The sequence below is a fragment of the Cellulophaga sp. genome (genome assembly GCF_039943695.1).
GTDB lineage: Bacteria > Bacteroidota > Bacteroidia > Flavobacteriales > Flavobacteriaceae > Cellulophaga.
This window is the reverse complement of the sequence record NZ_JBDVAA010000113.1, coordinates 22,140-45,307: the sequence shown is the minus strand read 5'-3', so window position 1 is coordinate 45,307 and position 23,168 is coordinate 22,140. Positions and strand designations below refer to the sequence as shown.

The 23,168-nt window shown below is 32.8% G+C and carries 26 protein-coding genes and 1 riboswitch; of the genes, 9 read left to right on the top strand and 17 right to left on the bottom strand.

Going from position 1 to position 23,168, the window contains the following annotated elements; all coding sequences use genetic code 11:
- Nucleotide 1: 1 nt before the first annotated feature.
- Together ABJD66_RS07985 and ABJD66_RS07980 are read right to left on the bottom strand one after the other, a co-directional pair.
- Entirely contained in the window at nucleotides 2–385 is a 384-nt protein-coding gene (locus ABJD66_RS07985) for a DUF3127 domain-containing protein (RefSeq protein WP_100894708.1), read from the bottom strand.
- Nucleotides 386–424: 39 nt separating this feature from the next.
- Nucleotides 425–1,321, bottom strand: coding sequence for a flavin reductase family protein (locus ABJD66_RS07980; protein WP_348130161.1), 897 nt, complete (start codon nucleotides 1,319–1,321; stop codon nucleotides 425–427).
- 106 nt (nucleotides 1,322–1,427) lie between these two features.
- Here ABJD66_RS07980 and ABJD66_RS07975 point away from each other — a divergent pair, with 106 nt between their 5' ends.
- Both ABJD66_RS07975 and ABJD66_RS07970 read left to right on the top strand, forming a co-directional pair.
- Nucleotides 1,428–2,576, top strand: a complete 1,149-nt coding sequence (locus tag ABJD66_RS07975) for a HAMP domain-containing sensor histidine kinase (RefSeq protein WP_348130158.1) — start codon at nucleotides 1,428–1,430, stop codon at nucleotides 2,574–2,576.
- Between the two features lie 2 nt (nucleotides 2,577–2,578).
- Complete coding sequence (locus ABJD66_RS07970; RefSeq protein ID WP_348130155.1) at nucleotides 2,579–2,935, top strand: hypothetical protein; 357 nt, start codon at nucleotides 2,579–2,581, stop codon at nucleotides 2,933–2,935.
- On the opposite strand, the gene ABJD66_RS07965 is transcribed toward ABJD66_RS07970, so the two are convergent.
- Both ABJD66_RS07965 and greA read right to left on the bottom strand, forming a co-directional pair.
- On the bottom strand, nucleotides 2,922–3,314 hold the full coding sequence (locus ABJD66_RS07965) for an HIT family protein (protein WP_303545224.1): 393 nt from the start codon (nucleotides 3,312–3,314) through the stop codon (nucleotides 2,922–2,924). The genes ABJD66_RS07970 and ABJD66_RS07965 overlap by 14 nt on opposite strands.
- The gene (greA, locus tag ABJD66_RS07960; RefSeq protein ID WP_100894703.1) at nucleotides 3,314–3,790 is read right to left on the bottom strand and encodes a transcription elongation factor GreA; all 477 of its coding nucleotides are present in this window, start codon (nucleotides 3,788–3,790) and stop codon (nucleotides 3,314–3,316) included. The genes ABJD66_RS07965 and greA overlap by 1 nt, the downstream gene beginning before the upstream one ends.
- Before the next feature lie 111 nt (nucleotides 3,791–3,901).
- Between greA and ABJD66_RS07955 the strand changes: the two genes are divergently transcribed.
- Nucleotides 3,902–4,345 (top strand): hypothetical protein, encoded by a 444-nt coding sequence (locus ABJD66_RS07955; RefSeq protein WP_100894702.1) that lies wholly within the window; start codon nucleotides 3,902–3,904, stop codon nucleotides 4,343–4,345.
- Nucleotides 4,346–4,405: 60 nt separating this feature from the next.
- Here ABJD66_RS07955 and ABJD66_RS07950 read toward each other — a convergent pair whose 3' ends face one another.
- The 6 genes from ABJD66_RS07950 to ABJD66_RS07925 form a co-directional block, all read right to left on the bottom strand.
- Complete coding sequence (locus ABJD66_RS07950) at nucleotides 4,406–6,628, bottom strand: TonB-dependent receptor (protein ID WP_348130151.1); 2,223 nt, start codon at nucleotides 6,626–6,628, stop codon at nucleotides 4,406–4,408.
- A gap of 111 nt (nucleotides 6,629–6,739) precedes the next feature.
- A riboswitch (TPP riboswitch) is annotated at nucleotides 6,740–6,834 on the bottom strand.
- A gap of 201 nt (nucleotides 6,835–7,035) precedes the next feature.
- Nucleotides 7,036–8,574, bottom strand: a complete 1,539-nt coding sequence (locus ABJD66_RS07945) for a DUF4301 family protein (protein ID WP_348130149.1) — start codon at nucleotides 8,572–8,574, stop codon at nucleotides 7,036–7,038.
- Complete coding sequence (locus ABJD66_RS07940) at nucleotides 8,571–9,137, bottom strand: ATP-binding protein (protein WP_100894699.1); 567 nt, start codon at nucleotides 9,135–9,137, stop codon at nucleotides 8,571–8,573. The genes ABJD66_RS07945 and ABJD66_RS07940 overlap by 4 nt, the downstream gene beginning before the upstream one ends.
- A complete protein-coding gene (gene pnuC, locus ABJD66_RS07935; protein ID WP_348130146.1) occupies nucleotides 9,092–9,730 on the bottom strand; it encodes a nicotinamide riboside transporter PnuC in 639 nt (212 codons plus the stop codon). The genes ABJD66_RS07940 and pnuC overlap by 46 nt, the downstream gene beginning before the upstream one ends.
- Entirely contained in the window at nucleotides 9,714–9,974 is a 261-nt protein-coding gene (locus ABJD66_RS07930) for a hypothetical protein (protein ID WP_348130144.1), read from the bottom strand. Before ABJD66_RS07930 ends, pnuC begins: the two co-directional genes overlap by 17 nt.
- Nucleotides 9,975–10,004: 30 nt before the next feature.
- The gene (locus ABJD66_RS07925; protein WP_303545204.1) at nucleotides 10,005–10,640 is read right to left on the bottom strand and encodes a 4'-phosphopantetheinyl transferase family protein; all 636 of its coding nucleotides are present in this window, start codon (nucleotides 10,638–10,640) and stop codon (nucleotides 10,005–10,007) included.
- A gap of 130 nt (nucleotides 10,641–10,770) precedes the next feature.
- On the opposite strand from ABJD66_RS07925, the gene ahcY reads away from it, so the two are divergent.
- The gene (gene ahcY, locus ABJD66_RS07920) at nucleotides 10,771–12,087 is read left to right on the top strand and encodes an adenosylhomocysteinase (protein ID WP_348130141.1); all 1,317 of its coding nucleotides are present in this window, start codon (nucleotides 10,771–10,773) and stop codon (nucleotides 12,085–12,087) included.
- Nucleotides 12,088–12,186: 99 nt separating this feature from the next.
- Nucleotides 12,187–13,290 carry an SDR family oxidoreductase gene (locus ABJD66_RS07915; RefSeq protein ID WP_348130138.1) on the top strand — a complete coding sequence of 368 codons (1,104 nt, stop codon included), beginning with the start codon at nucleotides 12,187–12,189 and terminating at the stop codon, nucleotides 13,288–13,290.
- A gap of 196 nt (nucleotides 13,291–13,486) precedes the next feature.
- On the opposite strand, the gene rpmA is transcribed toward ABJD66_RS07915, so the two are convergent.
- Together rpmA and rplU are read right to left on the bottom strand one after the other, a co-directional pair.
- A complete protein-coding gene (rpmA, locus tag ABJD66_RS07910; RefSeq protein WP_100894693.1) occupies nucleotides 13,487–13,747 on the bottom strand; it encodes a 50S ribosomal protein L27 in 261 nt (86 codons plus the stop codon).
- A gap of 42 nt (nucleotides 13,748–13,789) precedes the next feature.
- Complete coding sequence (gene rplU, locus ABJD66_RS07905; protein WP_100894692.1) at nucleotides 13,790–14,425, bottom strand: 50S ribosomal protein L21; 636 nt, start codon at nucleotides 14,423–14,425, stop codon at nucleotides 13,790–13,792.
- 289 nt (nucleotides 14,426–14,714) lie between these two features.
- Between rplU and ABJD66_RS07900 the strand changes: the two genes are divergently transcribed.
- Entirely contained in the window at nucleotides 14,715–16,037 is a 1,323-nt protein-coding gene (locus tag ABJD66_RS07900) for a pitrilysin family protein (protein ID WP_100894691.1), read from the top strand.
- Between the two features lie 4 nt (nucleotides 16,038–16,041).
- Nucleotides 16,042–18,099, top strand: a complete 2,058-nt coding sequence (locus tag ABJD66_RS07895) for a pitrilysin family protein (RefSeq protein ID WP_348130133.1) — start codon at nucleotides 16,042–16,044, stop codon at nucleotides 18,097–18,099.
- A gap of 111 nt (nucleotides 18,100–18,210) precedes the next feature.
- Here the strand turns inward: ABJD66_RS07895 and ABJD66_RS07890 are convergent, their stop codons facing one another.
- Entirely contained in the window at nucleotides 18,211–18,396 is a 186-nt protein-coding gene (locus tag ABJD66_RS07890) for a hypothetical protein (protein ID WP_348130130.1), read from the bottom strand.
- A 222-nt stretch (nucleotides 18,397–18,618) separates the two neighbouring features.
- Between ABJD66_RS07890 and ABJD66_RS07885 the strand changes: the two genes are divergently transcribed.
- Nucleotides 18,619–19,008 (top strand): heavy metal-associated domain-containing protein, encoded by a 390-nt coding sequence (locus ABJD66_RS07885; protein WP_348130127.1) that lies wholly within the window; start codon nucleotides 18,619–18,621, stop codon nucleotides 19,006–19,008.
- A gap of 90 nt (nucleotides 19,009–19,098) precedes the next feature.
- On the opposite strand, the gene gldD is transcribed toward ABJD66_RS07885, so the two are convergent.
- The 4 genes from gldD to mutY are packed head-to-tail and all read right to left on the bottom strand — an operon-like array spanning nucleotide 19,099 to nucleotide 22,539.
- Nucleotides 19,099–19,656, bottom strand: coding sequence for a gliding motility lipoprotein GldD (gene gldD, locus ABJD66_RS07880; RefSeq protein ID WP_348130124.1), 558 nt, complete (start codon nucleotides 19,654–19,656; stop codon nucleotides 19,099–19,101).
- Complete coding sequence (locus tag ABJD66_RS07875; RefSeq protein ID WP_100894686.1) at nucleotides 19,646–20,977, bottom strand: gliding motility-associated protein GldE; 1,332 nt, start codon at nucleotides 20,975–20,977, stop codon at nucleotides 19,646–19,648. Before ABJD66_RS07875 ends, gldD begins: the two co-directional genes overlap by 11 nt.
- A gap of 19 nt (nucleotides 20,978–20,996) precedes the next feature.
- Nucleotides 20,997–21,479: a single-stranded DNA-binding protein gene (gene ssb / locus ABJD66_RS07870; RefSeq protein WP_100894685.1), complete on the bottom strand. Its 483-nt coding sequence runs from the start codon at nucleotides 21,477–21,479 to the stop codon at nucleotides 20,997–20,999.
- A gap of 34 nt (nucleotides 21,480–21,513) precedes the next feature.
- Nucleotides 21,514–22,539 carry an A/G-specific adenine glycosylase gene (gene mutY / locus ABJD66_RS07865; RefSeq protein WP_348130120.1) on the bottom strand — a complete coding sequence of 342 codons (1,026 nt, stop codon included), beginning with the start codon at nucleotides 22,537–22,539 and terminating at the stop codon, nucleotides 21,514–21,516.
- Nucleotides 22,540–22,664: 125 nt separating this feature from the next.
- Here mutY and ABJD66_RS07860 point away from each other — a divergent pair, with 125 nt between their 5' ends.
- Complete coding sequence (locus ABJD66_RS07860; RefSeq protein ID WP_013620605.1) at nucleotides 22,665–22,955, top strand: HU family DNA-binding protein; 291 nt, start codon at nucleotides 22,665–22,667, stop codon at nucleotides 22,953–22,955.
- The last annotated feature ends 213 nt before the right edge of the window (nucleotides 22,956–23,168 follow it).

Here is a 23,168-nt window from a genome sequence, read left to right as displayed (position 1 = left end):
CCTAGAAAGGCAAATCGTCGTGATCTTCTTCATTTAAATTATCAGCTGGCTCAAAAGCTTGTGCTGGTGCTACTGGAGGTATTCCCGCTCCACCTTCTGGAGCTGCTCCTTGTAGGTTTTCAATTCTCCAACCTTGTATAGAGTTAAAATATTTTGTTTCTCCTTGTGGGTTAACCCATTCTCTACCTCTTAAGTTAATGCTAATTTTTACTGGTTGCCCAACACTGTATCCGTTTAATAAATCGCATTTATCCTGAACAAACTCTACCATTATATGTTGTGGATATTGCTCCTCTGTTGTAACAACTACTTCTCTTTTTCTAAATCCGTTACTTCCAAAAGTCTGAGTTTCCCCAACCATTTTTACTTTTCCTTGTACTTCCATCTTAAATTAGTTTCTTATGCGTGTTTATTAATTTAGTTCTTACTCTATAATATCTATACCAGCTATTAAAAGCTTTAATGCTCCTACTACATCTTCATTAAAAATAAACTCTTTAGCTTTTAACTGTAGTTGCATACTGTCATTAGTTGCTAATACTGCTTGGGCCTCTTCATTATTTTCTACAAATTGTGTTACACTCTCTACAGATGGTAACTCTTCTATATTTCCTAAAAAACCTAAATCGTTACCAGACAACAACTTACTGTTTTTTATTTTAGCAGGCAAACTATCTATACCAATACCTAGTGTAGATAATGGTTTTGGAACTTCAAACATACCTTGGTTTGCCCTACTATACCAATTACCTCCCATACGTGCCACAAGATCTATTTTATGCTGATCTATAACTCCGTTTTCATCTAAAACAGCTGTATCTACGTGTACTTTTACAACCTCACAAAAAACTAGGTTTCCAGCACCACCTTCATCACCCAAAGCCTCTACTTTTGTAACTTTACACTCAAACTGAACAGGAGATTCTGCTACTCTTGCAGGTGTAACCACATCAGACTTTAACATTGTTAAACCTGCCTTTTTAAACTCATTTACACCAGCAGCATACTCTGTACTAGACAAAGACATTTGCTGCACTATTGGGTAATTTACAATATTTACAACAACTTCTTTGGTCTCTAATACATTTTCTAGCGTGTGCTTTGTTGTATTGTTTCTTACACGCCTAGCAGGCGAAAATATAAGAATTGGCGGATTTGCGCTAAATACATTAAAAAAGCTAAACGGAGATAAATTAGGATTACCATCTTTATCTACTGTACTAGCAAATGCTATAGGTCTAGGACCAACTGCCCCCAAAAGATAACCATGCAATTTTGCTGTGGTTACCTCGTTTGGAACTATAGATATTGTTTTTTTCATAGAATGCAAAGGTACATAATTTGTACGCTATTTAAAACAAGATGCAGAGATAGAAATACCAAATGTGCATTAAATTACGTTATCTTTAAACCCTATAATTGGCTAGATGAATTTTAACCCAAAAAACAAAACTATAAACATTTCCTTAATGATTGGGGCTTTCTTTATTGTAAGCCTTATTTTATGGAATACAAATAGTTTTTTTGAACAATTTAAAAAAGAAGAACGCCATAAAATGGAGATTTGGGCTACGGCACAAACAGAGTTTCGTAATTCTTCACAAACTGAAGACTTAGGTGATTTACACTTAAAAATTTTTCAGAACAATACTTCTACACCAATGATTCTGGTGAATAAAAACGGTACACTCAATGCTAAAAACATAGAAAGTAAAAAAGCAAAAGACACTACATTCATCAAACAAAAAATAGAAGATTTTAAAAAAGAAAATACGCCTATTTTAATGACACATAAAGGAGAGTTAATTGCTACTTTATATTACGGTAACTCTGAGGTTTTAAACAATTTAAAATATTACCCTTTAGCGCTACTTTTAATCATATTCTTATTTGGCGCCGTAATTTTCTTTTTCTTTAAAACAAACAAAGCATCTGAACAGAGTAAACTTTGGGCTGGCATGGCCAAAGAAACAGCACACCAAATTGGCACTCCGCTTACCTCTCTTTTAGGATGGAATGAACTTTTAAAAGATGAAAATATAAATCCAGAAATATCTGTAGAAATAGAAAAAGATATCTCTAGATTACAAACCATAACAGACAGGTTTTCTAACATAGGATCATTGCCTAAGCTTGAAGAAAAAGATATTGTTGCCGAGACAAAAAGTGCTTTTGACTATTTAAAACGAAGAAGCTCTAAACTTATACAATTTTCTTTTGACAGTAAGGTTGATGAACTACCTGTTATGCTAAACAAACCTTTATTTAACTGGACCATTGAAAATCTTGTAAAAAATGGAATTGACGCTATGCGAGGCAAAGGCCATATTGCTATAGAAATTATCCCTGCCGGAAGTATTGTTAATATTTTAGTGTCTGACACTGGGCACGGAATACCCAAAGGAAACTATGCTTCAATTTTTAATCCAGGGCACACATCTAAGCGTCGTGGCTGGGGTTTAGGACTGTCTTTGGTTAAAAGAATTGTAGAAGAATACCATAACGGAAAAGTAAAAGTATTATCTTCGAGCAAAGATGGCACTGTGATGCAGATTTCGTTAAAAACAAAAGTTTAACTATGTCTAAGGAGAATTTAGTAGTACTTAAAGAGGCTAATATAAAAAATAACTGCCCGGAATGTTTTCATAACGAGCTAACGGTTACGTTTTATCAAAAGCAAAAATTTGGGAAATTTATACACAAAACCACCAATGAGGTTACTAATGATATCAAATGCCAAAGATGTCACTCTACTATATATCCTGTAAACTGGACAGACGATATAGAGCGCTCTTTTAACTATTACCAAAAATTAGCTATACCACAAAAAACAAGTGTAAAATTCACCTCTTTATTTTACATTGTTATGCTTATACTAACAGCTGTAGTAGCTGCAGCGGTGTATGTTTTTACACAGAAAATTATTGAATTTTAGCAGCTATTGCTGCAGCTAGTAATTTAAACTCTTCTTTAGTAACTTCCTCCTTCTTTTTAAAGGAAGCATCTGCCATAGAATTTAATGGTATTAAATGCACGTGCACGTGAGGCACTTCTAAACCTATTACAGACATACCAACACGGTTACAAGGAATAACAGCTTCTATAGCTTTACCTACTTTTCTAGAAAAAGCCATTAAACCCATATAGGTTTCTTCATCTAAATCTAGAATTTTATCTACCTCTAGCTTAGGCACACAAAGTGTATGCCCTTTTGCATTTGGACTAATATCTAAAAAAGCAAAATAATTAGCATCCTCTGCTACTTTATAGCAAGGTATTTCGCCATTTATTATTTTGGTAAAAATAGATGCCATTACGCTCTGGTTATTTCTAAAATTGTAAGTTTAATTTTTCCGTTTGGCACAGCAATTTCTGCCTCATCACCAACACTTTTACCTAGCAAACCTTTACCTATTGGAGAGTTTACAGATATTTTTCCTGTTTTTAAATCGGCCTCACTTTCTGCAACTAAAGTATATTTCATTTCCATACCGTTAGATTGATTTTTCAATTTAACCGTAGATAAAACTAACACCTTAGATGTATCTAACTGAGACTCATCAATAATTCTGGCTCCAGAAACAATTTCTTCTAACTTAGAAATTTTAAGCTCTAACAATCCTTGTGCTTCTTTAGCTGCATCATACTCAGCATTTTCAGATAAATCTCCTTTATCTCTTGCTTCTGCAATTGCCTGTGACGCTTTTGGGCGCTCTATATCTTTAAGCTGATTAAGCTCGTCTTTTAACTTTTTTAAACCTTCTGCGGTATAATAAGATACGTTACTCATAACATTATCGTTTTATAAATAAGAAAATCCTCTTATTTCTAGAGGATTTTATACAAATATACATAATTTTTGTTCACATTTGCTGTTGTATTAGTACTAAGAGAATATATTATGAGATCACTTTTTTCACTTTTTGCAGTTTTACTTTTATTTGCCTGCGATAGCGGTAGAACCAACAGAAACCCTTATTTACAAGAGATAGGTTTTAGAATAGATTTAAACTTAAACTTACCATCATACAGTGCTTTAAAAAATACAGGAAGTGGTGTATACGTAGGCAGTCAAGGTGTTGGCACCAAGGGTATATTTGTAATAAACACAGGTTTTGATAATTTTATGGCTTTTGAAGCTAGTTGTCCCAACCACGAACCTAGTGCTTGCTCTACAATGATTTTAGATGCTGATAAACAAAATGTTACTTGCTCTTGCGAAGACTATAAATATAATTTATTTACAGGTCAGTTTTTAAATAGACCAGAAGGCGATACAAGATACCACGATATGCTTTTTTATAGCTCGTCTATTAACGGAAATATTGTTACCGTTAGAAATTAAAAAAAGGGCAAACCTAAAATAAGGCTCACCCCTTTATAAACATGGTTAGTGTTCAAAATTTTAAAAGTTAAATGTAGCTCCTAACAAAAAGTTAGTTCCTGCTTGCGGGTAATAACCTTGTACTTCAAAAGTAGTACCAGGAGTTTTCCAATTGTTTAAATAAGTGTATCCGTTAGATACATATTTTTCATTAAAAACATTATTTACTAGCCCGCTTAACACAACTGACTTAAATATTTTATTAAATTTTATCTCGTAAGCCACATTAAAATCATTTACAAAATAGCTATCTAGTTTAGATTTTGCTGTGTCTGTGTTACTTAAGTATTGTTCGCCCACAAATTTAGATAAAAAAGATAATTTTATGTTCTCTTTTGGCGAATATGTAAAAATATTTCCTGCTACAACACTAGGAGAATATGCAATATTTGTATCTCCTAAGTTCTCTAAAACTCCATCTCTGTTTGTTTCAAAATCTTTGTTTTTATTTGTACTCAACGCTACATTTGGCCTTGTTGAAAATTGATCACTAAAAACAATATTAGCATCTACCTCTATACCCAAACGGTAACCATCTACATTCTGCCTAAGCGGAGCACCAACATCGTTTAAACCACCTGTTAAAACCAGTTGATCTCCATAAATCATAGAATATAAGTTTGTATTTACTTGCACCGCAGAAGTTACATAGCGCCAGCCCAATTCATAATCAAATAACTTTTCTGGTTTAGGATACCCCTCTTCATAATCATTTCTATTAGGCTCCCTACTTGCTACAGCAAAAGAAGCATAAAAATTATTATTTTTATTTAAGTTAAAGGTTACACCTGCTTTTGGATTTATAAAGTTAAACCTATCATTTACCAAACCTGTATCTTCTCCGTTAGCTTTATAACCAACGCTTCTGTATTGTACATCTCCAAAAAGGCTCCATTTATTATCTACATCATAATTTAATTTAGTGTAGATATTAAAGTCGGTCTTAGTAGAGTTATCATCATAATAACGGTCTTCATAACTACTATTAACTGCAAATTGTTGTGCCCAAATTACTTCTCCAAAATGGTCTCCTTTATATTTACTGTAACCACCACCAACAATAAAGTTTACAGCATTTTCTTTATAGTTAGCAGAAAAAGTAGTTCCATAAAAATCATTATCCAACCACCTTCTTCTAATTAAATCTGTAACACCTGTTCCGTTAAAACCAGCCACAATGCCGCTATAATCTGCAGGGTCTTCATCTTCCTTGTATTGCTCAAAAAAACCACGTCCTTTTGTATAGTGTACCGCTAGGTTAGTAGACCAAGTATCAGAAATTTGTTCGTTCCAAAGTAGTTGAAAATGATCTTGCTTGTAATCATCATTTTCATTTTCATAAAATTGAGTAACTCCATTTTCATCTTGGTATGCACCAACCGGGTTGTATGTTCTGTCTTCTTTTAATGTTTTTCTATCTATACCGTCCCAAGATTGATACGTTACTTGTTTACCTCCAAAAAGCAATGCCTTAATTAAAGTATTGTCATCTACATAAGCGGCTTGTAAAAAGTACGATTCTAAGTTAGATGAAGCCCTGTCTACATAACCATCTGAAGCTATCCTAGATAATCTACCAGAAATTTCAATATGGTTATTTAACAAACCAGTACTAAACTTTATGTTGTTTTTTAAAGTATTAAAACTACCAATTGATGTAGAAACTTGCCCGTAAGCATCTTCAGAAACGGCATCTGTTAAAATGTTTAAACTAGCTCCAAAAGCACCAGAACCGTTTGTAGATGTACCCACACCTCTTTGCAGCTGTAAATTCTCTGTAGAAGAAGCAAAATCTGGCATATTTACCCAAAAAGTACCGTGAGACTCAGAGTCGTTATAAGGTATACCATTTATGGTAATATTTACACGCGTAGCATCTGTACCACGAACCCTAATTCCTGTGTAACCAACACCAGCACCTGCATCTGAAGTGGTTACTACGGCTGGCAAAAAGTTCATTAAAATTGGAATATCCTGACCAAGGTTACGCGACTTAAATTGTTCTTTTGTTAAATTTGTAAATGTAACAGGAGATTGTGTTGTAACACGTATTCCTGACACCAAAACCTCATCTAAAATCACTTTTTTACCTTCTAAAGTGTCTATTTCCTTTTCTTGAGCTAAACCAGAAAAAGCTAAACCAAAAAAAGCAAAAGTTGCGCCTAAAGTTTTTAAGCTAGGCTGCCTATTATTACTGCTATTTTTGCGTGCAGTAGCATTAAATTTAAAACAGTTTGTTTTCATTCGTAATAGTATTACAAATAAAAGGGGCTGTTATTTTTATTAAATTATATTGATTTTTAAGAGTGGCAAACTCTATTTGTTACTTGCCTTTAAACCTAGCTAACACTAATATTTTGTATTGCTATTACTTCCCTTAGCAGCATTATCTGCTCAGGTTCGTTGGGTATAATCTCAGCCTACATAAATAAGCACCCCTTTGAGATAAGAGCAAATGTATGGCACACTTTCTTGTAATCATAAAAAAAAGTTAATTTTATTAACCTCTGCAACTAAACCTATATTATGAAATTGGGAGTATTTACAGCAAGTTTAAACACATACAACAGCATAATACTAAGACATTTTACACAAAACCTATGTTTTCCTGTATTTGTTAATGAAATTAATAAATACAGGAAAACATATAACTATTTAGGTTGGTGAGCAGATTTAAGTAAATCGTTTACTGTTTTTACCGGATTAAAAGTAATACTTGGCACCTCTACAAAAATTGTGTTCCAATATGCCATTGCTCCGTTCCAAAGACCAGGCAACTCTAAGGCCTTTACAGGCCTTCCTTCTTTTGTTTTTTCTGTTATAAATCCTTGCTTTTCATTTACAAATTCTAACAAATTATATTTTTCTCCTTTGTAATTTTTAACACCACAAACTAAATCTACAGGATTAAAATGTGTTGCATTTTGTAATATTTTGGCTTGGTTGTAATTAGAGGTGTCTATCTGTGCAGATTCAACTATTTGCAAAGACACGTTTTCTTGATAATCTTTAATCCAAAAAGGTCCGCCTCCTGGATCACCTAGATTTTTAACCATACCACAAACCCTAATTGGCCTATTAATATAATCTTTTAAAAGTGCTATTTGATCTTTTTTCCCTAAATGAATAAAACCATTTTTAAACCTGACATTCAGCTCTTCTTTTAAAAATAATCTAATTTCATTAATCAACTCGTCATCAATATCATTATTATCCAAAATTGATGCATATTTAAAAGCTTTGTTCTGTACTTTTAATAAAAAACCTGCTAACATTTTTTTGCTGTTAGCTATCGTTTCTAAATGCTCCTCAACAACTATATTATCTATATTTTTAATAAAAATAACATCTGCTGTTTTATCGTTTAAGTTTTCTATTAAGGCTCCGTGTCCTCCAGGTCTAAATAACAAACTTCCGTTTTTAAGCCTAAAAGGCTTGTTACTCATATCTACAGCAATAGTATCTGTTTCTTTTTTTTGAAAAGAATAGTCCACACTAAAGCTAACTCCTGTTTCCTTTTTCACTTTACCCAAGACTTGCTCTTCCTTATCTAAAAACATTTGTTGGTGTTGTTCAGATATTGTAAAGTGCAGTTTTGCTTTATTATCCGTAGCAGCGTATAAAGCGGCTTCTCTCAAATGCTCATAAAAAGGAGTCACAATTTGGTCTTTATAGTTATGAAAAGGCAATAAACCTTTAGGATAAAAACCATAATTTAATTTTTCATCAGAAAGCAACTCACTTACAAAAGCATAAACCTCCTCACCTGTAGAAGAAAAATTAGACCCTATACGCTGTTTTACATCATCATAAAAAGGGAAACTCTTTAACCCTTCTGTAAAAGCCTTAACAGCACCATCTTCTGATGTATTTATATACTCTTGTAATGTTTGTTTTTTAGGGTTATATACTTCTAAAAAAGCAAACAAAGCCTTAAACATACGTGTTGCCGCACCAGAGGCAGGCGTAAATTTCAGCAATTTTTTAGCTGTACGTTCTTTTTCAAATAAAGAAATTAATTGCTGCTCTTCATCTGTTGTAAATTTTAAGATACCATCACCCACAACGGCTGCTTTAGATAAATTTACAAAAGGTATCCCCTCTTTAAAGGTTTCTATTTGACCTAAAACCTTTTCGTTGGTAATTCCTTTTGCTGCAAATTGCTGTAAATCTATATCTGTAAAATTCATCTATTTTTTAATATTTTGTCTATTGCTGCTACTGCTGTAGCTAGTCTTTCTGCCTTACCGCCCCTTAAAGTAATAAAATTCCTGTTATACTTTAGCAATGTTTGCTCAAAAAAATTAAACATTTCTTGGCGCTCTCCTGGCTTATCTCTTAAATCATCTGCCTCCCAAGGAACGTCTATATAGGTTAAAAAGTATAAATCGTACGTATTTTCTAAAGCGTATTTTTCTAAAACAGGATCACAAGTGCCAATGTAATAGGCTTCTGAGTATACTTTTGTTTCTAACAAATCTGTATCACAAATAAGAACATCTGTTGCTTTTTCAGCTAGGCTGTTCTCAATTCTCATTTGTCCTTCTGCAATTGGCAAAAGGTCTTTGGGTTCACAGGTTTTACGTTCGTTGTTCCATTTATCTTGCAAATACTCCCTAGCATACTCTGGGACCCAAACAGAATGGTAATGCCTTGCTAATTGTTCTGACAGCGTTGTTTTACCAGTAGACTCTGGCCCAAACAAAACTACTTTAATAACGTCTGTGGGCTTTTGCCTATACTTTTCTTCCATGCTAAATATCCTAAAATTGCTACTCCTGTAAAAACAAAATATTGTAAGGCCGTAAAAACAAGCCCTTTATAAAGATACAATGGAACAGAAATTATATCTCCTATAATCCAATATATCCAGTTTTCTATCTTCTTTTTTGCCATTAACCACATACCCACAAAGAAAATTGCTGTAGTAAATGTGTCTACATAAGAGGTCCAGCTATTAAATTTATCAAAAAATAAATAAATTAAGGCTACAAACACAACAGTAAATACAAATAAAAATACGGACCATTTTCTATCTTTAACTGTAGTTGTGGTTATTGGTATAAAATGATTAGCATCTACTTTTCTTGTCCAAATGTACCAACCATAGATACTCATAGAAAAATAATATGCATTTATCATCATATCACCCAACAGTCCATACACTAGTAATATATACACAAAAATAGCGGTGCTAATAATACCTGTTGGAAAAACCAATATGTTTTCTCTTTTAGAGTAAATAACACTTAGCAATCCAAATAAAACACCAATAGATTCTAAAACTATTAAATGTGTTGGCACGCCATTATACTGCGCAAAAATCCAATCAAAAATGTGGCTCATAATCGCTTCTGTCAGATTTTACAATTTTCATAAAAAGCAATCCTTTGTCCATTAAATCAAACGCTTCTTTAATTTCTATGTTTAAAACCTGCATTACCTCATCATAATCTCCATAAACTTGGGTACTTAATGGGTTTTCTAAAATTGTTAATTCAGATGCTCTTAGTTTTTTAATAAAATTAATTATATGCTCTTCAAACGTATCTTGAAGCGGTGAAAATGTAAGTTCTACAGAAATATTCATTGTAAAATTATTAGTAATAAATTAGTAAGTCTATGTTGTTTTTAATGCATAAACACAAGTAAAACCCTCAAATTCTAAAAAAGCTACATTGTAAAATGAAGATGCTCCTTGGTATAAAATCTCTGCTGTTGTTTGCTCATCTGCAAACGTAAAATCTTTTACATTTATATGATGTAAAAAACTTAATCCTTTTTGTGCATAAATTTTATAAAGCGATTCTTTTGCTCCCCAAACTACAGTTAACTTTTGCAGTAAAGCAGATACATTGGCTATGGTTTTATATTCTTCAATTGGAGTAAATTTATGCGCTATTTTTAAAATTTTATCACGCTGCATTTCTATATCAATACCAACCTCTTCTACCTCACTAATAATAATGCCTGTAAAGTGATGAGAATGTGTTATTGATATAAAATTACCGTCTTTTAGATGTGGTTTTCCTACCTCATCATATCTCAAATCAAAATCTGTATAACCAGCTTGTTTAAGCAAATGCCTAATACTTAAAAAACCTTTTCTATGCATATCAGATTTCATTCCACTTAATCTATTTTGACAATGATCTGTAAGTGCAATTGGATCAGCTAATTCCGCCTCAGACTCTTCTATTTTCCAAATGTAGAGTTTTGTGGTATTGTTTACTGTTATAGTTTTGTAAAGAGGCATAGCATTATTTAAGATATTAGTATCTTTGCACTGCTTAAGGCAAATGAAATAGTATTGGTAAGCGAATTTAACTATTTAAAACGCTACGCCAAAGTGTTTCTTTTTATTAAAAATACGAAAAAAAGAAAAAATGAGCTCAAATACAGTTGCTTACGTACCAAATAAGGTAAAAGATATTTCTCTAGCAGATTGGGGAAGAAAAGAAATTGAATTAGCTGAAGCAGAAATGCCAGGTTTAATGTCTTTAAGAGAAGAGTACAAAGATTCTCAGCCTCTTAAAGGTGCTAGAATTGCAGGTTGCTTGCATATGACAATACAAACTGCCGTTTTAATAGAAACTTTACAAGCTTTAGGAGCAGAGGTTACTTGGAGTTCATGTAACATTTTTTCTACTCAAGACCAAGCTGCCGCTGCAATTGCTGCTGCAGGAACTGCTGTTTATGCTTGGAAAGATATGACAGAAGAAGAGTTTGACTGGTGTATAGAACAAACTTTATTTTTTGGCGAAGATCGCAAGCCTTTAAACATGATATTGGATGATGGTGGAGATTTAACTAATATGGTTTTAGATAAATATCCAGAGTTAGCAGAAGGAATTAATGGTTTATCTGAAGAAACTACAACTGGTGTACACAGACTTTACGAGCGTGTTAAAAATGGTACATTACCAATGCCTGCAATTAACGTAAATGATTCTGTTACTAAATCTAAATTTGATAACAAATACGGTTGTAAAGAATCTGCCGTAGATGCTATACGTAGAGCTACAGATGTTATGTTAGCTGGTAAGCGTGTTGTTGTTTGTGGTTATGGTGATGTTGGTAAAGGTACTGCTGCCTCTTTTAAAGGCGCAGGCTCTATAGTAACTGTTACAGAAATTGATCCAATTTGTGCATTACAAGCTGCAATGGACGGTTTTGAAGTAAAAAGACTAGAGACTGTTGTTGGTAATGCTGACATTATTATTACAACAACTGGTAACAAAGATATTGTACGTGCTGAGCATTTTGAAGCTATGAAAGACAAAACTATTGTTTGTAACATTGGTCACTTTGATAACGAAATCCAAGTAGGATGGTTAAACGAGAAACACGGTAACACCAAAAACACAATTAAGCCACAGGTTGATAAATACACTATAAACGGAAAAGATATTATTCTTTTAGCAGAAGGTCGTTTAGTAAACTTAGGTTGCGCTACAGGACACCCTAGCTTTGTAATGAGTAACTCTTTTACAAACCAAACTTTAGCTCAAATAGAACTTTGGAACAACAAAGAAGCATACGGAAACGATGTTTATATGCTACCAAAAGCTTTAGATGAAAAAGTAGCCAAATTACACTTAGCTAAAATTGGCGTTGAACTTACTGAGTTAAAAGAAGATCAGGCTAGTTATATTGGTGTAACAGTAGAAGGCCCATACAAGCCAGAACATTACAGATACTAATTTTTTAGCACTATAAAATAACTTAGCTCTTTTCCTATATATAAATCTATTTGGAAAAGAGCTTTTTTATACACAAACCTTACTTACACAATAACAGTAATGAATATTATCTTAACAGGAGCAACAGGCACCTTAGGCTCTAAAGTTTTACACACTCTTTTTGAAACAAAATACAACCAAATTAATAAGGTGTATCTATTGGTTCGTAAAAAAGGTTTAACCGCTCCATTAGAAAGAGTAACTAATATGCTAAAGAGCGAATATGCTCCGCAGTTTATAAAAGATAATCTAGAAGCTGTTGTCTCTAAAATTAAGGTTATTGACGCATCAGACATTTTAAAACCAAATACCTATTTAAACCAACAAGAAAAGTATTTTTTTATACACTCTGCTGGCTTTGTAAACTTATCTGTAGACCCTGCGAATAAAGATGAAATTTTTGAAGAAAATTTTAACTTTACCAAGTCTATTTACAACGCATATTTACCATACTTAAAAAAATTTATATACATAAGTACCGCTTTTTCTATTGGTGATTTAGGTGGAATTATAGGTGATGATTATATAAAAATTGAAGGCGGAACCTATCGTAATTTCTACGAAGCTTCTAAACATGCATCAGAAAAATTTTTAACTGAAGCAAGCAAAAAAAACAACATACCATTACAAATACTAAGACCCAGTGTTCTAGGCGGTAATGCTATGGACAATCCAAGTTACTTTATCTCTAAGTACATGGTATTTTACCTATTTGCTAAGTTCTTTTACAACACCCCATCCAAAGACCATATTAGAATTACTGCAAATGCAGATAGCGGACTTAACATTATACCTACAGATTACGCCGCCAAAGTTATTGTGAAGGTTTTTGACACTGATGTAAAACAATTAAATATTGTACACAACAAAGCAACTAACATTAGCAACGGTATTTCTAAAATTTTAGATACGGTAGATTTTACCTCGTACAATATTACACAAGATATTATTACCAAAGCAGCAGGTTTTGAATCTAAATTAGAACAATTTTACTACGAGACTATTGGCGTACACTTAAACCCGTATTTAACGTCTAAACCATATGAATGGGACACATCTTTACTAGAAAGTATTTTACCCATACCTAAATACGACTTAGAGCAATACCTAGCCAATACAGTAGAGTTTGCAAAGCTTAAAAATTTTAGAAACCAGAAATGGTAGTATAACCACACTTAAATTTAAAAAGGGGTAACATTTTATGTTACCCCTTTTTTATTCTTATTTAATATAAAAAAACTACTCACTGCTTAAGCTTAATTAAACCTAAAGCACGCAAAAAAATCTAATAAATATTAAAAACAGAAAAAGCCCTTCCTTGTAAAAGGAAGAGCTATTTATAGAATTTTAAGCTAGTTTCTTAAGCTTCAAATGCCTCTACAGAGACATAAGACTTACCACCTGCTTTTTTCTGAAACTTTACAATACCATCTACTTTGGCATGTAAAGTATGATCTTTACCAGCATAAACATTATCTCCTGGATTATGTTTAGTACCACGCTGTCTTACAAGAATATTTCCTGCGATAGCTGCTTGACCACCAAAAATTTTAACTCCTAAACGTTTCGATTCTGATTCTCTACCGTTTTTCGAACTACCAACACCTTTCTTATGTGCCATAATTTCTAGGTTTTATTTTGTTATACTTAAATGATAATGCAATTATGCTTTACCACCGTCTAATTCATCTTGCCATTTCTTTAACTCATCCCATTTACCGTCAGCAGCTAATTTAGCTTGTGCTGGCCATGTATCAGTTACGTGGTTACCACGAACGTCTGCAATGATTTCAGAAATTTTAGCAGCATCAGTTTTTGCTAATTCAGCAAAAGTTGATATTCCTGCCGCAGCTAATGTTTCTGCAATTTTAGGTCCAATTCCTTCAACCTTTTTCAAATCGTCTGCTTTTGCAGATTTCTTTGGTGCAGCTTTTTTAGCTTCTGCTTTAGGAGCAGCTTCTTTCTTTGGTGCAGCTTTCTTTGCACCAGAGGCTAAAATGTTTTCAATAACAATCTCCGTTAAATACTGACGGTGACCATTTTTCACTTTATACCCTTTACGTCTTTTCTTTTTAAAGACGATAACTTTGTCACCTTTAAGGTGCTTCACGACTTTTGCCTCAACAGCGGCTCCGTCTATAGCTGGGGCGCCAATAGTAATGTCCTTTCCATTCTCTAACAAAAGAACGTTATCAAAAGTTACCTTTTGACCTTCTTCAGTTTGTAAACGGTGAACATACACTTTTTGATCTTTCGCAACTTTAAATTGCTGCCCTGCTATCTCTACAATTGCATACATAGCTTGTGTATTAATTAATTATGTTTAATTTAATGAACTTGCCTACCTAAATAAGCGGATGCAAATATACTGCTAATTCCTTAACTTACAAGCTATTTTATAAAAAAAAGACAGCACACTATTAACCTCTAATAATCTCCGTATTTTAAAACTGTTTTTTGCACCTTTTGAAGGCTTTAAAACCAAACATTGAAAGTATTTTCTTCTTTTTTTCTATTTTTTTCATCTAAATATGTAACAAATCCAGTAATTTTAGACTTATGATTTAACTAAATAAAACACTATTAAAATGAAAAGAAATTTATTCCTATCCGCAACTCTTTTCTGTGCAGCGTTTACGATGCAAGCACAGCAAGTTGCTTTTGAAGAATATGATCTTGATAACGGCATGCACGTTATTTTGCATCAAGACAACACAGCTCCTATTGTAACAACTTCTGTTATGTACCACGTAGGTGCCAAAGATGAAAATCCAGAAAAAACAGGTTTTGCACATTTTTTTGAGCATTTACTTTTTGAAGGAACAAAGAACATAGAGCGTGGCAAGTGGTTTGAAATAGTTTCATCTAACGGAGGAACTAACAATGCAAATACAACACAAGACCGTACATACTACTACGAAGTTTTCCCTTCTAACAAATTAGAATTAGGATTATGGCTAGAATCTGAAAGATTAATGCATCCAGTAATTAATCAAATAGGTGTAGATACACAAAAAGAGGTTGTTCAAGAAGAAAAGCGTATGCGTGTAGACAATTCACCTTACGGTAAATTTCAAGAACAAATAGGTATTAACTTATTTAAAAATCACCCTTACAAATGGCAAACTATTGGCTCTTTAGAGCATTTAGCAAATGCTACTTTAGAAGATTTTCAGGATTTTAATAAAATTTACTACGTACCTAATAATGCCGTTTTAGTTATAGCGGGTGATTTTGAAGTTGCTAGCACTAAAAAAATGATTCAAGATTATTTTGGACCTATTCCTAGAGGCAAAGAAATAAAAAGAAACAAGTACACAGAAGAGCCTATAACAAAAACAATTAAGGCTAGCTACAACGACCCTAACATACAAATCCCTGCAATTTTTACTGCTTACAGAACCCCTGCTAACACAGAAAAAGATGCATACGTATTAGATATGATATCTACATACTTAACTAGCGGAAAAAGCTCTAAATTATACAAGAGCTTAGTAGATGACAAAAAAATGGCTTTACAAGTTTTTGCATTCAATAATTCACAGGAAGATTATGGTTCTTACATTATAGGAGCTTTACCTTTAGGAGAAACATCTTTAAATGATTTAATTGCTGAATTTGATAAAGAAATTGCAAAACTACAAACAGAGTTAATTACAGAAAAAGATTATCAAAAATTACAAAATAAGTTCGAGAACAACTTTGTTAACTCTAACAGTGGCGTAGAAGGTATTGCTAACTCTTTAGCAAGAAACTATATGTTGTACGGCGACACAAATTTAATTAATACTGAAATAGAAATCTACAGAGCTATTACCAGAGAAGATATTAAAAATGTAGCCAACAAATACCTTAAGCCTAACCAACGCGTAGAATTAGAATACTTACCTGTTGCAAAACCTGAAAACTAATAAAATGAAAAAAATATATTCTTTACTGGTTATAGCATTAATTGCTTTTAACCTACAAGCACAAGTAGACCGTAGTAAAATGCCAAAGGCAGGACCACTACCAGAAATAAACCTATCTGAACCTCAGCGTTTTGAACTTAAAAACGGACTTAAGGTTATGGTTGTAGAGAACCACAAACTACCACGTGTTTCTGTACAATTAATTATAGATAATGCTCCTGTTGCAGAAGGCAACAAAGCCGGCGTTAGCTCTTTTGTATCTAGTTTATTAGGTAACGGCTCTAAAACAATTTCTAAAGACGATTTTAATGAGGAGTTAGATTTTATGGGAGCAAGAATGTCTTTTGGATCAGAAAGCGCTTCCGCCTCTTCTTTATCTAAATATTTCCCTAGAATTATAGAGTTAATGGCAGATGCCAGTATTAACCCTAACTTTACACAAGAGGAATTTGACAAAGAGAAAGAAAAGCTTTTAACCGGCTTAAAAGCTGATGAAAAAAATGTTGCTAGTATAGCTAGAAACGTACAAAGCACTTTAGCATACGGACAAAAACATCCATATGGAGAACAAGTAACAGAAAAAACTGTAAACAACATTACACTAAAAGATGTGAAGCAGTTTTACAGTGACTATTTTGTGCCTGCTAATGCATATATGGTTATTATTGGAGATGTAGACTTTAAAGAGGTGAAAAAATTAATAAAGAACAATTTTGTCTCTTGGACAAAAGCAACCCCTCCTTCTTTTTCTTTACCTACTCCAAAAGATGTACAATACACACAAATTAACTTTGTAGACGTACCTAACGCAGTACAATCTGATGTAGCTGTTGAAAATTTAGTGCCTCTTAAGAAGAGCGACCCTGACTACCTTGCTGCATTAATGGCAAATCGTATTTTAGGTGGTGGCGGATCTGCTAGGCTATTCTTAAACCTTAGAGAAGATAAAGCATATACGTACGGAGCTTACTCTAGTGTTGGAAACGACAAAAACTCAGTATCTAGATTTAGAGCTTATGCAAGTGTACGTAACGCCGTTACAGATAGCGCTGTAGTAGAAATTTTATCCGAAATTGATAAAATAGCAAACACACCAGTGTCTGAAAAAGAATTAAGCGCTGCAAAAGCTGCATATATAGGAAACTTTATTATGGCACTAGAAAAGCCAAGCACTATGGCTAGCTATGCACTTAACATAGAAACTGAAGGCTTAGACAAAGACTACTACAAAACATACTTAGAAAAAATAAACGCTATTACTGTTGCTGATGTAGAAAATGCAGCTAAAAAGTATTTTAAATCTTCTAATGCACGTATTGTTGTTACCGGAAAAGGAAGTGAAGTTTTAGAAAACTTAGAAAAAGTCACTTTTAAAGGAGAATCTATTCCTGTTAAATATTTTGACAAATACGGAAACGCAGTTGAAAAGCCAAAGTACGACGTTGCTATTCCTGAAGGTGTTGATGCTAATAAAATTTTAGCAGATTATGTAGCTGCAATTGGTGGTAAAGCTAAATTAGAAAGCGTTACATCTTACTACATAAAAGCTAAGGCAACAGTACAAGGACAAGAGTTACTGTTAGAAGTTAAAAAAACTACTAGCAACCAATTTATGCAAAATGTTAGTATGATGGGCAACTCTGTAAGCAAGCAAGTATTAGATGGCGACAGCGGATTTATGGTTATTCAAGGTCGTAAAATGGACTTACAAGAAGCTCAAATAGCTGCTATTAAAGCAGAATCTGCTCCTTTTCCTGAACTTAATTTCCTAAATGGAGGCGCAACATTAACTGGCATAGAAGATTTTGACGGAACTAAAGCCTATGTTATTAAGTTTAACGATACTAAATCTGCTGCCTACAATACCAAAACGGGATTAAAAATTGCAGATATTACAACAACCCCACAAGGTAGCGCTACTATTAGTTACACAGATTACAAAGAAGTGTCTGGAGTACAATTTCCTTTTGTATGGAAACAAGCAATGGGACCACAAAAGTTTGATTTTAACGTTACCGAAGTGAAAGTTAACGAAGGCGTTACTGCTGAAGATTTTAAGTAAGTAGTTTTAAATTAACGAAAGAACAAAAAAAGCCTCCTGAAAATTTAATTTTCAGGGGGCTTTTATATTTTTTTTAACACGCCAGAATAGTAACACCTTCTGTAAACCCGACTAGTCTTCTTCTTTTTTATTTTTAGACACTACAAAAAACCAATGTAAGTATGCTATAATCATATAACCTGTTACTATAAAGTAAAATTGCCACTCCTCTATTATTTTAGCATAACTTAAATAACACAATATTAACATAGCTATAATCTCAAAATAGAGTAATGTTTTGGGTCTTGATTTTTTCATAATACATTTTACATTTAAACCATATTTTCAGCCACACTCATTAATAACTACTTTTAATTCTAGAGAAATTTGCAAAAAAATATTTGTCAACGTAAACCACAAAGCCATTCAACATTATTTAGACAGCTTTTTTTATGATTTTATTTAGAATATGATTTTATATTTTAAGAACTAAAAAATTAAAAATTAGTACTTTTACAACTTATTATAACACCTATTTAGATGAAACTTATAAAAAATATTAGTCTAGCTCTTGTTGCCTCTTTAACATTATTTGCATCTTGTAAAGAAAATAAGAAAGAGCCAGAAGTTGTTACCGTTAATAATACAGTTGCAAAAGAGAAAACAAAAGTATTTACTGAAAATGCTGAGTTTAGCAAAGCTGAATTTACAATTAAAGGAATGACGTGCCAAATTGGATGCGCCGCTACAATTGAAAAAAAATTAGCTAAAATGGAAGGCGTAAAATCTGCCACTGTTTCTTTTGATAAAGAACTAGCGATTGTAGAATATGATAAAAATTCTGTTTCTACAGAAGATTTAACTAAAACAGTAACATCTGCAGCTTCTGGAGATATTTATACTGTTGAAAATATGCAAGCAGCAGAATAAAGAAAACACCCTTATAATAATATTTAAAAAAGCCAATATCTACTAGTAGACATTGGCTTTTTTTTTGAATTTGTAAGCTTTAAACACACGTTAATTTTTCCAACGTAATGTTTCCATAATTTTTCTAATATCTTCCTGCAAATAAACAGCAGCAGGCAAAATAGAATCATAATTAGGTTTAACAGAAAAATACAAAGAACCTGTTAAAAAATGCTCCGTACTATCTGTTACATAAAACTGAGATTGTGATGCTGCATCTCCTTTTACATCGTAAAACATACCGTAAACCTTTGCATCTTCATTAACAAAAGGCTGTTCTAATATATTATCTGCTTTTGCCGCATGCTCATAAGAAAGTTTTTGTGCATCAGATAATAATTGATTTAAATTACCAGCTACAGGTTTATAACTTAAAAATATAGAGCCATTCATTCTTGGGTACTCTACAGTAACCGCACTCTCATTCTTCTTATTTATTTTTGCTAACGCATTGTAATCAAAAGAATATTTGCTTGCAACAAAATTCACGGTAGTACTGTCCGGATACTCCAACCTTAACATTGCCTTTGGTTTTGGCAAAGTATCTTCTTTACAACTTACCACCAAAGCACTAAAAATCACTATTAAAAAAATATATTTACGCATCATTTGGCAACATTACTTTTATTTGTTTTAACCTTTTTTTATCTAAACTCTCTACCACAAACTGATAATCTTTAAATAAAACTTTTTCTCCTCGTTTAGGAAAACTGCCCGCTATTTCTAACACAAACCCAGCAATAGTTTCAGACTCTCCCTTTTGCTCTTCAAAAGCATCTTCATCTTCAGTTATACGTGCTACACGATAAAACTCTTTTAAAGTTGTTTTACCATCAAACACAAAGGTTAAGTCATCAATTTTAGAAAACACTAAATCTTCATCATCAAATTCATCACTTATATCACCAACTATCTCTTCAATAATATCTTCTAAAGTAACAATACCAGAAGTACCACCATACTCATCTACAACAACCGCTAAATGGTTTTTCTTTTCTTGAAATTCTTTTAGCAAATCATCTAATTTTTTATTTTCTGGCACAAAATAAGGCTCTCTTAATAAGCTTACCCAGTTAAATGTTTTTCTATCTATATAAGGTAGTAAATCCTTAACATAAAGCACACCTTTTACATTATCTACATTTTCTTCAAAAACCGGAATTCTAGAATATCCTTTCTGCTTAATTTCAGCAACAACTTCTAAAAATTTAAGCTCTGCGTCCAAGGCAAAAATATCTATTCTAGGCCTCATTACTTGCTTAGTATCTGTATTACCAAAAGACACTATACCTTCTAAAATTTTCTGCTCCTCCTTAGTCGTATCATCTTCAGATGTCATTTCTAAAGCTTGCGACAAATGATCTACACTTAAACTAGATTTTTGTTTTCCTAATTTATTATGCAAATACAAGGTTACAGATCTCATTGGCGAGCTTAAAGGTGTAAAAACTACATCTAAAAAGCGCAAAGGAAATGCCATAAAATAAGAAAACTGAACCCTATTTCTGTTTGCATATACCTTAGGCATAATTTCCCCAAACATTAAAATTAGAAAAGTAGCCAAAACAACTTCTAACAAAAAGCGAACTGAAATAACATCTAAAAACTTATATGTTATGCTAGAAAAAATAACATCTCCAATGGCACTAAATAATAAAACAATGCCAATATTTATTGCATTATTAGCAATTAAAATAGTTGCTAGCAATTTTTTAGGTTTTTGCAATAACTTTATTACAGATTCTCCTTTTGCAGATTTCTCTTCTCCAATAGCATTAATGTCTGTTGCAGACATACCAAAAAATGCAACCTCTGCACCAGAAATTAAGGCAGACAACAGCAATAGTACAACTAGCACAATAAACTTAGTTATTAAGGCGCCATCAAAAACAGTTGCGTTTAGCAGTAAAATAAGGGGGTCAGGGTCCAATAATTATAATTTAGTTGTATTAAAACGGTAAATCGTCATCTTCTACAGGCTCACTAGGAGCTGCAGTATTTTGTTGCACAGGAGCACTTTGTTGTGGCGCAGCTTGACTTTGCTGCTGCTGAGCTGGTTGTGCAGAATTATTTTGTGCATTATTCATACTCTCTTGCTTAGTAGATAAAAATGTAAAATCTTGCACGTGTACCTCTGTTGCATAACGCGTAGTACCATCTTCTGCTTGCCATTGACGGTTTTTTAATCTTCCCTCTACGTATATTTTATCTCCCTTGCTTAAATACTTTTCGCATATTTCCGCGGCTTTATTACGCACTACAACATTGTGCCAATCTGTATTTGTAACACGCTCTCCTGTTTGCTTATTTGTATAAGACTCATTAGTTGCAATAGGAAATCTTCCTATACAGTTTCCTCCTTCAAAATAGTGCATTTTTACTGCATCTCCTAAATGCCCAATTAGCATCACTTTGTTTAACGTACCACTCATAATTTTGTTATATTAAAATCAAAAATACAAAAATTTACAATGTTTTTATGTAGTCTGCTATTAAAACAGGTACAGGATATTTTTCTAATTCAGAAAAAGGAATTCCTTCTTCTAAAACAGCATCTGTATGAAGCACCCAAAAGTGTGTATGTAAATGCTGATGCGATAGTTTATGCACAATTGCTACCTTATTATATAAGGTAACACTATTTACATCTATTTTAGGCAACACCTTATTATATAACTCTAATATTGTATCCTCACTAACCTCCTCCTCTAGCAAAGGAAATTGATATAAATTTTGCCATATTCCTTTTCCTGTACGCTGCTGTAATAAAGTATTGCCTACAGCATCAACCACGACCAAATAATTAAAGTTTCTCTTTTTAACTTTAATCTTTTTTAGTTTAACTGGCAAAGTGGCTATTAAGTTTTTCTCTAATGCAACGCAACTATCATTTAAAGGACATATTTTACAATCTGGATTTTTAGGCACACATTGGATTGCTCCAAATTCCATTATACCTTGATTGTAATCTCTAATATTAGAGGAATGCATTACTTCTGTAGCCAACGTTTTAAAATATTTAACCCCCTCCGTACTATTAACAGGTAAATCTATACCGTAATATCTAGACAAAACTCTGTACACATTACCATCTACAACTGCTTGTTGCTCATTAAAAGAAATAGATGCAATAGCACTGGCAGTATAATCACCCACTCCTTTTAGTTTTACCAACTCCTTATATGTATTAGGAAACTCGCCATTTAAATTATTTACAATGTGTTTTGCCGTAAAATGAAGGTTCCTTGCCCTTGAATAATACCCCAAACCTTGCCATAATTTTAAAACTTTTTCCTCTGAAGCATTAGCTAAATCAAAAATTGTGGGAAAATGTTTTTCAAAACTTAAATAATAAGACGTACCTTGAGCAACTCTTGTTTGTTGAAGCATAATTTCCGAAAGCCATATTTTATAAGGGTTTACAGTGCTTCGCCAAGGTAAAGAGCGTTTATTTAAGGCGTACCAATCAAGAATTTTTTGGGAAAAAGTCATCAAATAAATAATAATAAACAAAAGTACAGGTTTATATACTTAAAATTAAGTCTATTAACGTAAAAGAATAAATTTAATTTATATATTTGCAACCCGAAAAAACAAGGACATAATATATACTGACAATGACGAAAGCAGATATCGTATCGAAAATCTCAGATAAACTGGGTATTGAAAAAGGAGATGTACAGGCTACTGTTGAAACTTTTATGGAAGAGGTTAAAACTTCATTAGAGAATGGAGATAATGTTTACCTAAGAGGTTTTGGTAGTTTTATTATTAAAACAAGAGCAGAAAAAACTGGTAGAAATATTTCAAAAAACACTACCATTAAAATACCAGCTCATAACATCCCTGCATTTAAGCCTGCAAAGGTTTTTGTTGAAGGTGTAAAGAGCAACGTACAAGTAAAATAAAACATAATATTAATTAAAAAGTAGATTTTATGCCTAGTGGTAAGAAAAGAAAAAGACATAAGGTAGCTACTCACAAGCGCAAGAAGCGTAGAAGAGCTAACCGACACAAGAAAAAGTAGTTGTTAACAACTACTTTTTCGTTTTAAAAACGTTCATTGACATAGAGATTCTAACGAAAGAATTTCAGCGGGTAAATTTTACCCGCACAACTAT

What these genes read in the sequence shown, in the direction of transcription:
- ABJD66_RS07985 (WP_100894708.1), bottom strand. Translation starts at nt 385, where the DNA reads ATGGAAGTACAAGGAAAAGTAAAAATGGTTGGGGAAACTCAGACTTTT.
- ABJD66_RS07980 (WP_348130161.1), bottom strand. Translation starts at nt 1,321, where the DNA reads ATGAAAAAAACAATATCTATAGTTCCAAACGAGGTAACCACAGCAAAA.
- ABJD66_RS07975 (WP_348130158.1), top strand. Translation starts at nt 1,428, where the DNA reads ATGAATTTTAACCCAAAAAACAAAACTATAAACATTTCCTTAATGATT.
- ABJD66_RS07970 (WP_348130155.1), top strand. Translation starts at nt 2,579, where the DNA reads ATGTCTAAGGAGAATTTAGTAGTACTTAAAGAGGCTAATATAAAAAAT.
- ABJD66_RS07965 (WP_303545224.1), bottom strand. Translation starts at nt 3,314, where the DNA reads ATGGCATCTATTTTTACCAAAATAATAAATGGCGAAATACCTTGCTAT.
- greA (WP_100894703.1), bottom strand. Translation starts at nt 3,790, where the DNA reads ATGAGTAACGTATCTTATTATACCGCAGAAGGTTTAAAAAAGTTAAAA.
- ABJD66_RS07955 (WP_100894702.1), top strand. Translation starts at nt 3,902, where the DNA reads ATGAGATCACTTTTTTCACTTTTTGCAGTTTTACTTTTATTTGCCTGC.
- ABJD66_RS07950 (WP_348130151.1), bottom strand. Translation starts at nt 6,628, where the DNA reads ATGAAAACAAACTGTTTTAAATTTAATGCTACTGCACGCAAAAATAGC.
- ABJD66_RS07945 (WP_348130149.1), bottom strand. Translation starts at nt 8,574, where the DNA reads ATGAATTTTACAGATATAGATTTACAGCAATTTGCAGCAAAAGGAATT.
- ABJD66_RS07940 (WP_100894699.1), bottom strand. Translation starts at nt 9,137, where the DNA reads ATGGAAGAAAAGTATAGGCAAAAGCCCACAGACGTTATTAAAGTAGTT.
- pnuC (WP_348130146.1), bottom strand. Translation starts at nt 9,730, where the DNA reads ATGAGCCACATTTTTGATTGGATTTTTGCGCAGTATAATGGCGTGCCA.
- ABJD66_RS07930 (WP_348130144.1), bottom strand. Translation starts at nt 9,974, where the DNA reads ATGAATATTTCTGTAGAACTTACATTTTCACCGCTTCAAGATACGTTT.
- ABJD66_RS07925 (WP_303545204.1), bottom strand. Translation starts at nt 10,640, where the DNA reads ATGCCTCTTTACAAAACTATAACAGTAAACAATACCACAAAACTCTAC.
- ahcY (WP_348130141.1), top strand. Translation starts at nt 10,771, where the DNA reads ATGAGCTCAAATACAGTTGCTTACGTACCAAATAAGGTAAAAGATATT.
- ABJD66_RS07915 (WP_348130138.1), top strand. Translation starts at nt 12,187, where the DNA reads ATGAATATTATCTTAACAGGAGCAACAGGCACCTTAGGCTCTAAAGTT.
- rpmA (WP_100894693.1), bottom strand. Translation starts at nt 13,747, where the DNA reads ATGGCACATAAGAAAGGTGTTGGTAGTTCGAAAAACGGTAGAGAATCA.
- rplU (WP_100894692.1), bottom strand. Translation starts at nt 14,425, where the DNA reads ATGTATGCAATTGTAGAGATAGCAGGGCAGCAATTTAAAGTTGCGAAA.
- ABJD66_RS07900 (WP_100894691.1), top strand. Translation starts at nt 14,715, where the DNA reads ATGAAAAGAAATTTATTCCTATCCGCAACTCTTTTCTGTGCAGCGTTT.
- ABJD66_RS07895 (WP_348130133.1), top strand. Translation starts at nt 16,042, where the DNA reads ATGAAAAAAATATATTCTTTACTGGTTATAGCATTAATTGCTTTTAAC.
- ABJD66_RS07890 (WP_348130130.1), bottom strand. Translation starts at nt 18,396, where the DNA reads ATGAAAAAATCAAGACCCAAAACATTACTCTATTTTGAGATTATAGCT.
- ABJD66_RS07885 (WP_348130127.1), top strand. Translation starts at nt 18,619, where the DNA reads ATGAAACTTATAAAAAATATTAGTCTAGCTCTTGTTGCCTCTTTAACA.
- gldD (WP_348130124.1), bottom strand. Translation starts at nt 19,656, where the DNA reads ATGATGCGTAAATATATTTTTTTAATAGTGATTTTTAGTGCTTTGGTG.
- ssb (WP_100894685.1), bottom strand. Translation starts at nt 21,479, where the DNA reads ATGAGTGGTACGTTAAACAAAGTGATGCTAATTGGGCATTTAGGAGAT.
- mutY (WP_348130120.1), bottom strand. Translation starts at nt 22,539, where the DNA reads ATGACTTTTTCCCAAAAAATTCTTGATTGGTACGCCTTAAATAAACGC.
- ABJD66_RS07860 (WP_013620605.1), top strand. Translation starts at nt 22,665, where the DNA reads ATGACGAAAGCAGATATCGTATCGAAAATCTCAGATAAACTGGGTATT.